We start from the raw sequence: 14448 nt of genomic DNA on the forward strand, positions 1-14448 counted from the left end.
CTGATGACAGTGCGTCCAGACTGCTCCAGGCCAAGTGACTGATCTTGCACCGACTCGGGATGTACGCTTATTCCCCGCGCTCGTCCCTGACCTGCACCTTGCCGTCCGCCACCCGGACCGGGAACGTCGCCACCGGTTCGTAGGCGGGCGGGGACAGCGCCTCGCCCGTCAGCAGGGAAAAGCGCGAGCCGTGGCGCGGGCAGACGACTTCCTGGCCTTCCACGTCGCCGCCGCAGAGCGGCTCGGCCTCATGCGAGCAGAGGTCCTCGATGGCGTAGTAATTGCCATCCACATTGAATACCGCGACCTGGACGCCATCGACATCGACGCTGCGGCAAGTGCCGGGCGCGAAGTCCTGGGCTTGGGCGACATCGATCCAATCACTCATTTCAGAGCAGCCCCAGTTCCAGGCGTGCCGCCTCGCTCATCCGTTCTCTCGACCAGGGCGGGTCCCACACCAGTTCCACCTCGACTTCTTCCACCCCGCTGGCTTCCATCACGGCGCCCTCCACCACGCCAGGGAATGTCTGCGCCACCGGGCAGCCCGGTGCGGTCAGCGTCATGCGGATGCCCACCTTGCCGCTGGCTTCGTCCACCGATAGCTGGTAGATCAGGCCAAGGTCGTAGATATTGACCGGGATCTCGGGGTCGTACACCGTGCGCAAGGCCGCTATCACCCGCCCCTCGAGGCTGTCCGGCTCAGGCTCGAACCTGTCTTCGTGTTCCCTGGCCTTGTGCAGCCAATCGATCATGCTCATGGTTTTACTCCGTTGAGACCGGCCTGGCGCTGTTCTCCAAAGCGGCTTGCATGGTATGCCACGCCAGGGTGGCGCACTTCACGCGTGCCGGGAACTCGCGCACGCCGGCCAGGACCTCCAGCTTTCCCATCGGCACCTCGGCCTGCCCCGGCGCTCCGGTCACCAGCGCGTGGAAGCCGGAGAACAAAACCCGCGCCTGCGCCTCGGTCTTGCCTTTGAGCGCTTCTGTCATCAGCGAGGCCGAGGCGGTGGAGATGGCGCAGCCCGAGCCCTCGAAGCTGGCGTCCTCGATCACCCCGTCGCGGATTCTCAGGTACAGCGTCAACCGGTCGCCGCACAGCGGGTTGAAGCCCTCGGCGCTGCGGTTCGCTGCCGCCAGCCGCCCGAAATTGCGCGGCGAGCGGCTGTGGTCGACAACCACTTCCTGGTAGAGGTTGCGCAGGTCAGACATCAGGCGAATACCTCCTGTGCCGCGCGCACGGCAGCAAACAGTGCATCCACTTCTTCACGCGTGTTGTACAACGCGAAGGAAGCCCGCACCGTGGCAGGCACGCCGAAGCGCTCCATCACCGGCATGGCGCAATGGTGGCCGGCACGGACCGCCACGCCGTGCTGATCGAGGATGGTGCCGACATCGTGCGGATGGATGCCGTCCAGGGTGAACGAGAGGATGCTCGCCCTGTCGGCAGCCGTGCCGATCATGCGCAGGCCGGCGATCCTCGCTGCCTGCGCGCCGGCGTAGGCGAGCAGCGCGTGCTCGTGGGCGGCGATGGCTTCCAGGCCGACCGCGCGCACGTACCTGATGGCGGCGCCAAGGGCGATGACGCCGGCGATATTGGGGGTGCCGGCCTCGAACTTGTAGGGAAGCTCGTTGTAGGTGGTCTTGCGGAACGTGACCTCGCGAATCATGTCTCCGCCGCCCTGGTAAGGCGGCATGGCATCGAGCAGCGCGGCCTTGCCGTAGAGCACGCCGACGCCGGTGGGGCCGTAAAGCTTGTGCCCGGAGAACGCGTAGAAATCGCAATCGAGGGCCTGCACGTCGACCTTGAGGTGCGGCACGGCCTGGGCGCCATCGATCAGCACCGGGATGCCATGGAAATGCGCCAGCTCGATGATGTGTCGCACCGGGTTGACGGTGCCAAGCGCGTTGGAGAGGTGCGTCAGCGCGACCAGCCTGGTGCGGGAGCCGAGCAATTGCGCGAACTGCTCCAGCATCAGCTCGCCGGCATCGTTGATCGGTGCCACCTGCAGCAAGGCGCCGGTGCGCTGGCACGCCAGTTGCCACGGCACGATATTGGAGTGGTGCTCCATCGCGCTGATCAGGATCTCGTCGCCCGGGCGCAGGCGCTGGCCGAAAGTTGCCGCCACCAGGTTGATCGCCTCGGTGGTGCCGCGCACGAACACGATTTCCTCGCGCCCGGCGGCGTTGATCAAGTCTCGCACTGCGTCGCGCGCGGCCTCATAGGCATCCGTGGCGCGCTGGCTCAGGGTATGCACGCCGCGGTGGATATTGGCGTTGAGCGCGCCATAGTAATGCGCTTCGGAATCGATCACGCTTTGCGGCTTCTGGGTGGTGGCGGCGTTGTCCAGATAGACCAGCGGCTTGCCGTTGACGGTCTGGCGCAGGATAGGGAAATCCTGCCGCAGCCGCTCTACCTCCGGGCTGGCGACCGTCAACGCTTGCTCCACGGCCATCAGTTCATGCGCAGCCGTGTTCATGGCAGCTCCTTCACGGGCTCCGGCAGCCGGCCGCGCAAAAGCGTTTCCAGCCGCGTGCGTAATGGGGCAGGGCCGAGCCGCCTGACGACCTCCTCGGCGAAGGCAAAGGTCAGCAGGGCACGCGCCTCGGCATCGTCCATCCCACGCGAGCGCAGGTAGTAGATCTGCTCGGGATCGAGCTGGCCTACGGTGGCGCCGTGGCTGCATTTGACGTCGTCGGCATAGATCTCCAGTTGCGGCTTGGTGTCGACCTCGGCGTTGTCGGACAGCAGCAGGTTGCGGTTGGACTGATGCGCGTCGCTGTGCTGCGCATCGGCATGCACCACCACCTTGCCGTTGAAGACGGCGCGCGAGGCGCCCGCCAGCACGCCTTTATAGAACTCGCGACTCTTGCTGTGCGGGCTGGCGTGGTCGATGCGGGTGTGGTGGTCAATATGCTGCCGCCCGCCGGTCATATACAGCCCGTCCAGCGAGCAATCGGTATGCTCGGCATTCAGCCCGACTACAATGTCGACCCGCGCCAGGGCGGCGCCCAGGGCAAAGGAACTGGAGGCGACGCGGCTGCCATGCCGCTGGTCCAGGTTCACGCCGGCGATATGGAAGGCCTTGAGGCTCTCCTGCTGCAGCTTGTGATGTTCGACCTGCGCATCGCGCTCGGCAACGATGTCGGTGATGGTATTGGTGCAATAGGCCAGGCCATCCAGGCCCGCGTGATGCTCCACGATGCAGACCTGGCTGCCGGCTTGCGCCACCACGAGGTTGCGCGCATGGGTTGCCAGCTCGCCAGCCGTGGCGAGGAACAGCAAGTGGATTGGCTGTTCGGGGACGGTGCCCGCCGCCACGCGGATATAGGCTCCATCAGTCATGAGCGCCATGTTCAAGGCGGCGAAACCGGACGCAAAACCGGACGGGTACTCGCTTGCGCGACGCACGAGCAGCGCTTCCAGGCAGTCCGGCGCGCGCTCCAGCGTCGCGGCCAGGCTGGCCAGCTCCGTGCCCGCAGGCAGGGCACCAATGCGCGACCATTGCGGCTGGTGCACGCCATTGACGAACACCATCAGGTGCGCGCCGGCCAGGGCGAGCGCCTCGATCTGCGCTGCCACCGCGCCGTCCAGGCCGTCGCCGCCCTGCGGCAGTGCCACGGCAAAGCGGCTTCGCTCGAGTGCGGCCACGCTGGTGTATTTCCAGTCCTCCTGGCGCAGCGTGGGGAACCCGGCCTGGGCGAAATACTCCAGCGCCTGCCGGCGCGCGTGCGCAAGCCAGCCCAGGCGGCGGCCGGGCAGTGCGGCCTCGACGCGGGCGAACTCGGCGAGATAGTGCTCCAGTCCGCTTGCGCTCATGTTGAAGACTCCATCCCGGCATAGCCGTGCCGCTCCAGCTCGCGCGCCAGCTCGGGCCCGCCAGACCTGGCGATGCGGCCTTGCGCAAGCACGTGAACCTGATCCGGCACGATGTAATCGAGCAGGCGCTGGTAGTGCGTGACCAGCACAATCGCGCGTTGCGGGCTGCGCATGGCCTCGATGCCCCTGGCGACGATCTTGAGCGCGTCGATGTCGAGGCCAGAGTCGGTCTCGTCGAGAATGGCGAGGCGCGGCTCCAGCACCGCCATCTGCAGGATCTCGTTGCGCTTCTTCTCGCCGCCGGAGAAGCCCTCGTTCACCGATCGGTAAAGCAGGTCCTGGTCCATCTCCATGAGCTGGAGCTTGTCCTTGACCAGGGCGAGAAAATCCATGGCGTCCAGCGCTGGCTGGCCGCGGTGCTTGCGGATCGCGTTGAGCCCCGCCTTGAGCAGGTAGATATTGGAGACGCCGGGAATTTCCACCGGATACTGGAAGGCGAGGAAGATGCCAGCGCGGGCGCGCTCTTCCGGCGGCATGCCAAGCAGGCTGGTGCCGTCATAGAGGACCTCGCCCTCTGTCACGGTAAAGCGGTCGCGCCCGGCCAGTACGTGGGCCAGGGTGCTCTTGCCCGAACCGTTCGGGCCCATGATGGCGTGCACCTCCCCGGCCTTCACGGCGAGGTCGATGCCGTGCAGGATGGGCTTGTCATCTACGCTGACATGCAGCTTGCGGATCTCAAGCATGGCCGGCTTCTTTCATCCAGTGCGCCCTGCGGCGCGCGCCGTGCGCGCCACGTTTACCCGATGCTGCCTTCCAGGCTCACGCCCAGCAGCTTCTGCGCTTCCACCGCGAATTCCATCGGCAGCTCCTTGAATACTTCCTTGCAAAAACCGTTCACGATCATAGAAACCGCATCCTCTGCGCTGACCCCGCGGCTCTGGCAATAGAACAACTGGTCCTCGCCGATGCGCGAGGTGGAGGCCTCGTGCTCGACCTGGCCGGTGGCGTTCTTAACCTCGATATAAGGGAAGGTATGGGCGGCGCATTTGTCCCCCAGCAGCAGCGAATCGCACTGCGAGTAGTTGCGTGCGCCAACCGCGCTCCTGGCCATCTTCACCAGCCCGCGGTAAGCGTTCTGGCCGTGGCCGGCCGAGATGCCCTTGGAAAGGATGGTGCTCCTGGTGTTCCTGCCGAGGTGCGTCATCTTGGTCCCGGTGTCGGCCTGCTGGTAGTGGTTGGTCAGCGCGACTGAATAGAACTCGCCGACCGAGTCGTCGCCCTGCAGGATCACGCTCGGATACTTCCAGGTGATGGCGGAGCCGGTCTCCACCTGGGTCCACGAAATCTTCGAGCGCGCGCCGCGGCAGTCACCGCGCTTGGTGACGAAGTTGTAGATGCCCCCCTTGCCGTCCTTGTCGCCCGGATACCAGTTCTGCACGGTCGCGTACTTGATCTGTGCGTCTTCCAGCGCGATCAGCTCCACCACCGCGGCATGCAGTTGGTTCTCGTCGCGCATCGGCGCGGTGCAACCCTCCAGATAGCTGACGTAGGCGCCCTGGTCGGCGATGATCAGAGTGCGTTCGAACTGGCCGGTGTTGCGGGCATTGATGCGGAAGTAGGTCGACAGCTCCATCGGGCAGCGTACCCCGGGCGGGATATAGCAGAACGAGCCGTCGCTGAACACGGCGGAGTTGAGCGAGGCGAAGAAGTTGTCGGTATAGGGCACGACCGAGCCGAGATACTGCTGCACCAGCGCCGGATGCTCCCGCACCGCCTCGGAAAACGAGCAGAAGATGATGCCGAGTTCGCCCAGTTTCTGCTTGAAGGTGGTGGCCACCGAGACGCTGTCGAATACCGCGTCCACGGCCACGCCTGCCAGCAGTTCACGCTCGTGCAGCGGCACGCCCAGCTTTTCGTAGGTGCGCAACAACTCCGGATCGACCTCGTCCAGCGTCTTCGGTCCCGCCTTCTGGGAGTGCGGCGCTGAATAGTAGGCGATCGCCTGGTAGTCGATGGGCGGGTGCTTGACCGTCGCCCAGTGCGGCTCGGACATTGTCAGCCAGTGGCGGAAGGCCTTGAGACGCCACTCCCGCATGAATTCCGGTTCGCCCTTGATGGCCGAGATCATGCGGATCACGTCCTCATCCAGCCCGCACGGTACCGTGTCCGTCTCCACGGGCGTGTAGAAGCCATGCTTATAGCCCTGGTTGATCAGTTCGTCGAGCTTGCGTGCCGGGGTTGCCATGATCTGCCTTCGCTTGCCACTGTCACCTGAATCACTGAATGTCGGCTTGCGGCCCGTTTGTGCGTCGGGCGCGCAAGGCGCCAATATCCACCGGGTGCAATACCGGTTGCGCCATATCTGCCAGCGTCACGCCATCCAGTGCGCTAAAAATGACTCGATTGATCGATTGCCAGTTGGCACGGATGGCGCACAGGCCCTCCTGCGCACACAGGCCGGCAGCGACACTGCACTCGGTCATGCCGGCCGGGCCTTCCATGGCGTCAATCACCTGTGCGATCGAGATCTGTTCCGGCGGTCGCGCCAGCTGATAGCCGCCATTGGCACCGCGCATGGACTCCAGCAAGTGGTGTCTTGCCAGCATCTTCAGAATCTTGCTTGCCGTCGGTACCGCCACGCCGATCGCGGCGGCGACCTCTGCGGCACTGTAGATTCGGCCCGGGTTTCGCGCCAAGTGCGTCATGATCACCGTGCCATAGTCAGTCAGCTTGCTTAGTCTGAGCATCGTCGCCACCAGTATTTGCTAATTAGAACTAATTCGGTCCTCATTTGTTCCGACATCCGGGTTCGAAGTCAGGCCAGGATCCGGGGGATCCGCTGGCACAAGGTTGCGGGCGACGGTGTATAGATGATTATCTGCGCGAGCGGCGAGGACTCAGGCATGGTCAACCAACCCATTACCGTCATCACCGGCGCGAGCCGCGGCTTGGGCCGCGCAGCCACGCGCCGTCTGGCCACAGTTGAAGGTCATCTGGTCGTCGCCACGGCGCGCAAGCCGACGGACCTCGCGGCGCTTGAGACAGAACTCCGGCTTGCGGGGCATCCGATTGCATGCCGTCCCCTTGACGTCACGGAGGAAGGCTCGGCGGCCGCGCTGGCCAGCTGGCTGACCGAACGCTTCGGTCGCGTGGACGTGCTGATCAACAACGCTGGTGTTTCACTCGATCACTACAGCACCAGCCTGCTCGAACTGCCGCTCGAGACCCTGCGCCGCACCCTGGAAATCAATCTGTTCGGCGTGCTGCGGACCACCCAGGCGTTGGCGCCACTGCTGCGCGCCAGCCGCGCCGGCCGGGTGGTCAACCTGGCTTCGGGCATGGGACAGCTGGCGGAGATGGGCAGCGGCGTGCCGGCCTACCGAATCTCGAAAACGGCGCTGAATGCCGTCACGCGCATCCTGGCCGCCGAGATGGCCGATAGCGGTGTCAAGGTCAACTCGGTGTGCCCCGGCTGGTGTCGCACCGACCTGGGCGGCCCCGATGCGCCGCGCTCGCCGGAGCAGGGCATCGACACTGTGATCTGGCTGGCAACGCTGCCCGACGATGGCCCCACCGGCGGGTTCTTCCGCGATCGCCAGCCGATTCCGTGGTAGCCCCGGAGGGTTCGCGGCAGCCGTGTCGAAAACGCTGTGACGCGGCTTCGAGCATCCGGATAGCGGCGGATTTCCCTACTCGGAAGGGCCATGAGAAAACCATGCAATCTGCTATGCTGAACCAGCGGAATCGCCCATATAAGCAGGCGTCGGCAGTTCATCATTGCAGATTGCGCCAGCAACTGTTTTCAAGTCTGTCCGGAGTCTGAATCCTGCAAGAGGAGACGACCATGCGCATTTCACCTTCTCTGTACGGTGTTCTGCTGGCCGCATTGATTGGACTCGGTGGTTGCGCCATGCCGGATAAGCCGAAGCCAACCATGCCTTCGTTATACGAACGGCTTGGTGGCATCCAGGCAATTACAGCGGTCGTCGACGATTTTGTTGGAAATGTTGCTGCCGACGCGCGTATCAATGCAAAGTTCGCCACGGCCAATATTCCGCGTTTGAAGACGAGACTGGTTGAACAGATTTGTGCTGGCGCAGGAGGGCCATGCACTTACTCTGGGCGTGACATGAGGACCGCCCATGCCGGCATGGGAATCACCAATGGCGAGTTTGATGCGCTGGTGGAAGACCTGGTGAAGTCGCTTACCAAATTCAAGGTGCCGTCTCAGGAACAGAAAGAGTTGCTCGGCATGCTAGGGCCAATGAGGAAGGACATCGTCTCTCGATAGCCCTGCTTTCCCTCAGCCTCGCGTCGGCCCACTAACGACCGGGCGGCCACGCGCTCGGCCATGCGCCCCGGAGGGCTGTAGTGCCGCGCGGTAATACCTTGACACCCACAACCTCGTCAGAGACGTAGCCCACTCGCTAACGTATGTCACGATCCGGCGCCCCCAGCCCGCGCGCTCCGGACTGGCCACTGCTACGCCCCGGAATCGGGCTCGACCGCGGCCGGCACTTGCAGGCTGCGCTCCAGCAGCGTCAGGTCGTCCCGCAGCAATTGCAGGATGGCTGCCGGACCCGGCTTTTCCAATGCGCGGCTGGCGGGCAATTCCACCGAACGTAGCGCCATATCCGCGATCTGTCCTGCGACATCATCCATGGAAACCTGTCCGGCGGGATTGAACCACCACGCGGTCCAGTTGCACATGCCTATGATCGAGAACGCCGCGACTTTCGCGTCCACCACGCGGAACGTTCCATGATCGATGCCGAATTCGATCGCTTGCCGGAACTGCTCGAGCACCGCGCGGCGCGACTGTTCCGCCATCTTGCGCTGCTTTAGCGGCAGGTTGTGTTCGTTGCGCTCCACCACGCGGAACTGCAACGGGTGCGACAGGATCAGCGTGGCATGGCGCAGCACCAGGTGGCGCAGAATGCCGGCAGGCGTGCGCATCGCTTCAGGGATGGCCTCGGTCGCCAGTTGCGCAGCGGTGCGCGTGACCGCGGTGGTCAGTTCCTCGAGGATGGCTTCCTTGCTCTTGACGTAGTAGTACAGCGCGGGGCGGCTCAGTCCCACTGCGTCGGCAATGTCGTTGAGTCCGGTGCCATCGAAGCCACGCTCGATGAAGAGGCGGGTTGCAACTTCCAGGATCGAGTCCCGCAGTGCGTCGCTCTTGGTCTGTGTCTTTGCCATGGACTGCCATTCAGTTTTTCGACGCAGGCGTCGAGACGCCACCACGATAAACAATAAGACGCGGACGCGCCACCCCAATGGCCGGCGGCTCGCACTGAATCCTTTGAAATAGTGTCACAAAGTCACTTCTACCCGTGATTCGACACGGCTGCGAATAAATTTACGCTAACGTCGAAAAATAGACTATGCTGTAAAAAACGGAGTGAGATGATGACAAGTTCCAAGACGCCCCCCCACGCATCGCCCGCGGCAGCCGGCCCGATTGCCGGGTTTCTCAATACCGACTGGAACCCGCGCGACGTGCCACCCGGCACGGTGACGCGCAACGTCGTGCTGCGTACGGAGGATGGTGCAGCCACGGGTGGCTCGCTCTACGCCGCAGGCCAGCCGGATACGGTGGTCTGCATCATGCATCCGCGTGAATTCATGGCTTGCCACTACCTGATTCCGGACATCGTGGAAGCGGGCTGCGCGGCGTGGTCGCAGTCGCCGCGTTCGGTCGGCAACGACCAGCGCCTGGAGCACGAGTTCGCGCTTTACGACGTGGCCGCAAGCGTGAGCTACCTGCGTGAAGCAGGTTTTCGCCGCATCGTGCTGCTCGGCAATTCCGGAGGCAGCGGCTTGTACGCCTTGTATGTCCAGCAATCCAACGCAGCCCCCGCGGCACGAATCCCCAGGACGCCTGGCGGCCGCGCCACCAATCTCGCGTCAGCGACGCTGCCGGCGGTGGATGGCGTCGTGTTTGTCGCGCCGCACCCGGGGCAGGGCGTGCTGCTGCAGGGCTGCATCGACCCGGCCGTGAGCGATGAATCTGATCCGCTTTCCGTTGTTCCGGCGCTCGATGCGTTCTCGGCTGCCAATGGCTTTGCGCCGGCCCCTCAGTCCTCCGCGTACCACGCTGACTTTGTGGCGCGGTATCGCGCTGCGCAGGCCATGCGGGTGCAGCGCCTCGACAACCTGGCCAGGACGATGATTGCCGAGCGCATGGATGCTCGCGCGGAAGTGAAGCGCAACCCCGGTACCGTCAGCGATGCCATCCGGCGCCGCGCCGCCCACACGCAGCTCTTCACCGTGTGGCGCACGGATGCCGACCTGCGCTGCTTCGACCTGTCGCTCGATCCATCTGAGCGCAAGTACGGATCGCTCTGGGGCGCGGACCCGTTTGCTTCCAACTACGGTTCAGTCGGCTTCGCACGTGTCTGCTCGCCAGAGAGCTGGTTGTCGACGTGGTCGGGGCTGTCGTCGAATGCGGCGCTGTCCCGGACCGCACCGGCCATTCACCAGCCCACCCTGCTGATCGAATACACAGCTGACCAGGCCTGCTTTCCAGGCGTCATCGCGGACATCTTCCACAGCATAGCCAGCACTGACAAGCAGCACCACCGCGTGCGCGGCGACCACCACGGCCGCGCGCTGGCCAAGGGCGAGGAGCCTGGCCGCTATGCGGCGGGCCGCCTGCTGCAGAGCTGGCTGCGCGAGACCTTTCCCCAATAACGAACCCGACCAATCCGATCCGGAGACGCAACGATGTTTGCAAGTACCGCTTCACCAGATGCTGGCGCGCCGCTGTGCCTGCACGGCGTCGACCATACCGCCAGGCCGACCTGGCGCCTGAAGGAAACCGTCACGTTCTATCGCGACATCCTGGGCCTGCCGCTCATTCACACGATCTCGGCACGCGGCTGGGGCCCCGCGACGCATCCCGATTTCCTGCACTTCTTCTTCGACAGCGGCAAGGGCAGCACCATCGCCTTCTTCTACTACCTTGGCAGTGTTGAGCCGGATGGCATTGCTGGCCGCGACGCCCGTCCCCCGTTCCCGGACGACCACGTCTTCGACGCCACCCACACGGCGTGGCTGGTCGAGTCGCAGGAAGCGCTGCTGGCATGGAAGGAACGACTGGAAGCGCGTGGCGTCGTGGTGTCCACCGAGACCGCGCACGAGGTGATCGAGTCGATCTACTTCCGCGACCCCAATGGCTACTTCATCGAGATCACGCGCAAGCTTCGCCCGCTTGCTGCGCTGGACGCGCGCGACGCCGATGCTACGCTGGCCGCCGCGATCGAGCTGGAGGACGAGGCCCGCGCCGATCACGCACACGTGACCTCGATCGACGAGATCTGGCTGCGCAAGGCAGAGATCCTGGGCTGCCGCCTGGACCTGGAGCAGGAGTGTCACGCATGAGCCGGTCTTCCCTGCGCATCTTCGTGCTGAACGTGCCCGAGTTCGCCTCGCTGACGGAAGCAGCGCGCCGCTTGCCGGCTTGCCGTGTCAGCGACCTCGGCGACTATACCGTGATTGCCGCGAGCGAGCCGATCGAGTTCGGGCGTCGCGAACTGGGGCTGAAGCCCGCAGTCTGGTATGGCCTGTTCACCGGCGGCCTCGACGGCAGGATCGAGTCGTTCGGCCGCGATACCGTGCGCATCGTGCCGCGCGATTATGAGTCGGCCTGAGAGCGGGAGGCAATCATGACCGGTATTCAGTTTCCGATCGAAGGCGTGGCGTATTGCCCGCGAGCGGCCGCGGCAAGGTACTTCGAGACCGGGGCGTGGGTAGACGACACCCTCGGCGGGGCGCTGCGCAAGACCGCGCGGCGTGATCCGGACCGCCTGGCATTTATCAGCGACGAGCGCGCGATCACCTTCACCGAAATCGACCAGCGCAGCGAGCGCCTGGGCGCCGCGCTGCATCAGCTTGGTCTCAGTCCCGGGGATCGCGCGATCTTCCAGATGGGGACCGCGATCGATACGGCCATTGCGTTGATGGGCTGCTACAAGGCAGGCGTGGTGCCGGTGTGTGCCGTGCCGCAATACCGTGAAGTGGAGATCGGCCAGTTGTCCGCGCTGTCGGAGCCGCGCGCCTATTTCGTGCAGGCCGACTTCAGTGCCTTCGACCTTGCCGGCTTTGCGCGCGGCATGGCGCAGCGTCATCCGTCGCTGCGGCACCTGATCGTGGCCCGGGGCGAGCCCGTTCCGGGACTCGGCGCGCACGGCGAGCACGGCCTGGACGCGCTGATCGACGGCATATCCTATGAGCAGGCAGTGGCCGTGCTGGCCCGGGTGTCGATCGGCAGCCAGGATGTGCTGAGTTTCCAGTTGTCCGGGGGCACCACCGGCGTGCCAAAGATCATTCCCCGCTTCCATGCCGAGTACATCGGCCATGCGCTCGCCTGCATGCGCCAGCTTGGCCAGACCGAACACAGCCGCCTGATCTGGTCACTGCCGTTGATGCATAACGCTGGCCAGCTCTACGTGCTGGTACCGACTGTGGCTGGTGGTATGACATCGGTACTGATGCCGCGCGTCGACATCGCGCGCATGCTCGAACTGATCGAGCTGCATCGCGTCACGCATGGCATGTCGATCGGACCAGTTGCGCCGCAGATGATCGCCTACCAGGATATCGCGCGGCACGATCTTTCGTCGCTCGAACTGTTCGGCACGATGACGCGCGCCGACGCGCTGGAAGCGCACCTCGGCGTGCCTTGCTTCAACCTGTTCGGCACCACCGAAGGGCTGCTGCTGGGTGCCGGCGCTCGCTTTCCCGCAGGGGTCCGCCATGGCACGCAGGGCTTCTCCGGTTGCCCGGATGACGAGCTCCGCCTGCTGGCGCCGGGCACCGACGAGCCGGTGCCGCAGGGCACGCCGGGCGAACTCTGCTTCCGCGGCCCGTCAAGCCTGCGCGGCTACTACAAGGCGCCCGAGGCTACCGCGCAAACGCTGACGCAAGATGGCTTCGTGCGCTCCGGCGACCTCATGACCGAGCATGTGATCGACGGCTACCGCTGCTTCGCTTTTGAAGGCCGCCTGCGCGACAACGTGAATCGCGGCGGCGAGAAGATCGGATCGGAGGAGGTGGAAGCGTATGTCAGTCGCCATCCGGCGGTGGCGGACGCCAAGCTGGTGGCGATGCCGGACCCGCTGTACGGCGAGAAGGGTTGCATTTACCTGATCCTGCGCGCCGGGCACGCGGCGCCGGATGTTGCGGAGCTTGCGGCGTTCCTGGTTGGCCAGGGACTCGCGAAGTTCAAATGCCCGGAGCGCATCGAAGTGGTCGGGGAGTTTCCGGTGACACGGGTTGGGAAAGTCGACAAGGCTGCGCTGCGGGCCATGGTGGCACGCCGGCTGGAAGTGGAGGCAGGCATAGCCGGAACCGATGGAACGGGGAGGGTGCCAGCATGATCTGTACCGAAGCCGTACTGGCTGACACACCGTTCGTCGTACGCCGGCGCGTCAAGTGGGGCGAATGCGATCCGGCCGGCGTGGTCTACACGCCGTCCTTCTCGGAATACGTCATTTCCACCGCGGAACTGTTCTACGAGCGCCTGTTCGACGGTCGCCCTCAAAACACCAAGGACGAGCTTGGATTCGGCACGCCAACACGTGCACTGGCGTTCGACTTCCGCCGTTCGCTCTGGCCGGATGAATCGTTCGATATCGAGGTGCAGGTCGAGGCCATCGGCACGCGGACCTACACCCTGGCGCTGACGGCGCGAATGAGCGAAGGCCGCGACACCGCGTTCGTCGCCCGCCTCACCCCGATCTGCGTGCGCCGCGGGACCCGTGATGCCATCAATGTGCCCGCCTCGCTGCGCAATGCACTGGAGCAGTATCGGCGCGCTTGCGAGACGCACCAGCTTGCCAACCCAACCCACCAAGGCCAGACAGCATGAACCGTCGTACCTACCGTATCGGGCAGATCGTGCCCAGCTCCAACACGACGATGGAGACTGAGATCCCGGCGATGCTGCACGCGCGGGAGCAGATCCTGCCGGAGCGTTTCACCTTCCATTCGAGCCGCATGCGCATGCATCGCGTGGTGCGCGAAGAACTGGAGGCCATGAACCGCGAGGGACTGCGCTGTGCCGCCGAGCTGGCCGACGCGCGCGTCGACGTGATGAGCACGGCCTGCCTGGTTGCGATCATGGCAATGGGCCCCGGCTACCACCGTCAGGTGGAGCAGGACCTGTTGCGCGTCGCACGCGAGAACCACTGTGGCGCGCCTGTAATGACATCCGCAGGTGCGCTGGTGGCGGGCCTGAAGTCGATGGGCGCGCGCCGGATTGCCCTGATGGCGCCGTACATGAAGCCACTGACTGAAGCAGTGGTGCAGTACATCGAACATGAAGGCATCGAAGTCCTGGACGCGCTGTCATTCGAGATCCCCGACAACCTGGAGGTCGGGCGTCGCGATCCCATGCAGTTGCTGCAGGACGTCAGGCGCCTGAACACCGCCAATGCCGACGTCGCGGTGCTGTCGGCCTGCGTGCAGATGCCGTCGCTGCCGGCGATCCAGGCGGCGCAGGACGCGATCGGCCTGCCGGTCACGTCCACGGCAGTTTGCACGGTTCGCCAGATGCTGGAGCACCTTGACCTGGCACCCGTCGTCCCCAACGCCGGCGCGTTCCTTGCGCCGGCCAGCAAGTAAGAGGATTA

The 14448-nt window shown here is 64.8% G+C and carries 17 protein-coding genes; 8 read left to right on the plus strand and 9 right to left on the minus strand.

Going from position 1 to position 14448, the window contains the following annotated elements:
* Positions 1-67 precede the first annotated feature (67 nt).
* The 8 genes from AC3WL8_RS06730 to AC3WL8_RS06765 are packed head-to-tail and all read right to left on the minus strand — an operon-like array spanning position 68 to position 6564.
* A complete protein-coding gene (locus AC3WL8_RS06730) occupies positions 68-388 on the minus strand; it encodes a non-heme iron oxygenase ferredoxin subunit (RefSeq protein ID WP_013953174.1) in 321 nt (106 codons plus the stop codon).
* A 1-nt stretch (position 389) separates the two neighbouring features.
* Positions 390-758, minus strand: coding sequence for an SUF system Fe-S cluster assembly protein (locus AC3WL8_RS06735; protein ID WP_013953173.1), 369 nt, complete (start codon positions 756-758; stop codon positions 390-392).
* Positions 759-762: 4 nt separating this feature from the next.
* Complete coding sequence (gene sufU, locus AC3WL8_RS06740) at positions 763-1209, minus strand: Fe-S cluster assembly sulfur transfer protein SufU (RefSeq protein ID WP_013953172.1); 447 nt, start codon at positions 1207-1209, stop codon at positions 763-765.
* Positions 1209-2477: a cysteine desulfurase gene (locus AC3WL8_RS06745; protein WP_153953493.1), complete on the minus strand. Its 1269-nt coding sequence runs from the start codon at positions 2475-2477 to the stop codon at positions 1209-1211. The genes sufU and AC3WL8_RS06745 overlap by 1 nt, the downstream gene beginning before the upstream one ends.
* Positions 2474-3817 (minus strand): Fe-S cluster assembly protein SufD, encoded by a 1344-nt coding sequence (gene sufD / locus AC3WL8_RS06750; protein WP_153953494.1) that lies wholly within the window; start codon positions 3815-3817, stop codon positions 2474-2476. Before sufD ends, AC3WL8_RS06745 begins: the two co-directional genes overlap by 4 nt.
* Complete coding sequence (gene sufC, locus AC3WL8_RS06755; RefSeq protein ID WP_013953169.1) at positions 3814-4560, minus strand: Fe-S cluster assembly ATPase SufC; 747 nt, start codon at positions 4558-4560, stop codon at positions 3814-3816. The genes sufD and sufC overlap by 4 nt, the downstream gene beginning before the upstream one ends.
* A 53-nt stretch (positions 4561-4613) precedes the next feature.
* Positions 4614-6062, minus strand: coding sequence for a Fe-S cluster assembly protein SufB (sufB, locus tag AC3WL8_RS06760; RefSeq protein ID WP_153953496.1), 1449 nt, complete (start codon positions 6060-6062; stop codon positions 4614-4616).
* A 31-nt stretch (positions 6063-6093) separates the two neighbouring features.
* A complete protein-coding gene (locus AC3WL8_RS06765; RefSeq protein ID WP_153953574.1) occupies positions 6094-6564 on the minus strand; it encodes an SUF system Fe-S cluster assembly regulator in 471 nt (156 codons plus the stop codon).
* 156 nt (positions 6565-6720) lie between these two features.
* On the opposite strand from AC3WL8_RS06765, the gene AC3WL8_RS06770 reads away from it, so the two are divergent.
* Both AC3WL8_RS06770 and AC3WL8_RS06775 read left to right on the plus strand, forming a co-directional pair.
* Positions 6721-7431, plus strand: a complete 711-nt coding sequence (locus AC3WL8_RS06770; protein WP_492378034.1) for an SDR family oxidoreductase — start codon at positions 6721-6723, stop codon at positions 7429-7431.
* 230 nt (positions 7432-7661) lie between these two features.
* A complete protein-coding gene (locus AC3WL8_RS06775) occupies positions 7662-8108 on the plus strand; it encodes a group I truncated hemoglobin (RefSeq protein WP_153953498.1) in 447 nt (148 codons plus the stop codon).
* A 191-nt stretch (positions 8109-8299) separates the two neighbouring features.
* On the opposite strand, the gene AC3WL8_RS06780 is transcribed toward AC3WL8_RS06775, so the two are convergent.
* Entirely contained in the window at positions 8300-9013 is a 714-nt protein-coding gene (locus AC3WL8_RS06780; protein WP_153953499.1) for a TetR/AcrR family transcriptional regulator, read from the minus strand.
* 207 nt (positions 9014-9220) lie between these two features.
* On the opposite strand from AC3WL8_RS06780, the gene AC3WL8_RS06785 reads away from it, so the two are divergent.
* The 6 genes from AC3WL8_RS06785 to AC3WL8_RS06810 are packed head-to-tail and all read left to right on the plus strand — an operon-like array spanning position 9221 to position 14440.
* Complete coding sequence (locus tag AC3WL8_RS06785) at positions 9221-10507, plus strand: alpha/beta fold hydrolase (protein ID WP_492378035.1); 1287 nt, start codon at positions 9221-9223, stop codon at positions 10505-10507.
* Positions 10508-10540: 33 nt separating this feature from the next.
* Entirely contained in the window at positions 10541-11197 is a 657-nt protein-coding gene (locus AC3WL8_RS06790) for a VOC family protein (RefSeq protein ID WP_194946779.1), read from the plus strand.
* A complete protein-coding gene (locus tag AC3WL8_RS06795) occupies positions 11194-11466 on the plus strand; it encodes a hypothetical protein (RefSeq protein WP_194946780.1) in 273 nt (90 codons plus the stop codon). The genes AC3WL8_RS06790 and AC3WL8_RS06795 overlap by 4 nt, the downstream gene beginning before the upstream one ends.
* A 15-nt stretch (positions 11467-11481) precedes the next feature.
* A complete protein-coding gene (locus AC3WL8_RS06800; protein ID WP_492378036.1) occupies positions 11482-13194 on the plus strand; it encodes an AMP-binding protein in 1713 nt (570 codons plus the stop codon).
* Positions 13191-13685 (plus strand): acyl-CoA thioesterase, encoded by a 495-nt coding sequence (locus AC3WL8_RS06805; protein ID WP_153953502.1) that lies wholly within the window; start codon positions 13191-13193, stop codon positions 13683-13685. Before AC3WL8_RS06800 ends, AC3WL8_RS06805 begins: the two co-directional genes overlap by 4 nt.
* Positions 13682-14440, plus strand: a complete 759-nt coding sequence (locus AC3WL8_RS06810) for a maleate cis-trans isomerase family protein (RefSeq protein WP_153953503.1) — start codon at positions 13682-13684, stop codon at positions 14438-14440. Before AC3WL8_RS06805 ends, AC3WL8_RS06810 begins: the two co-directional genes overlap by 4 nt.
* The last annotated feature ends 8 nt before the right edge of the window (positions 14441-14448 follow it).

Source organism: Cupriavidus sp. FW305-F7 (assembly GCF_058782875.1).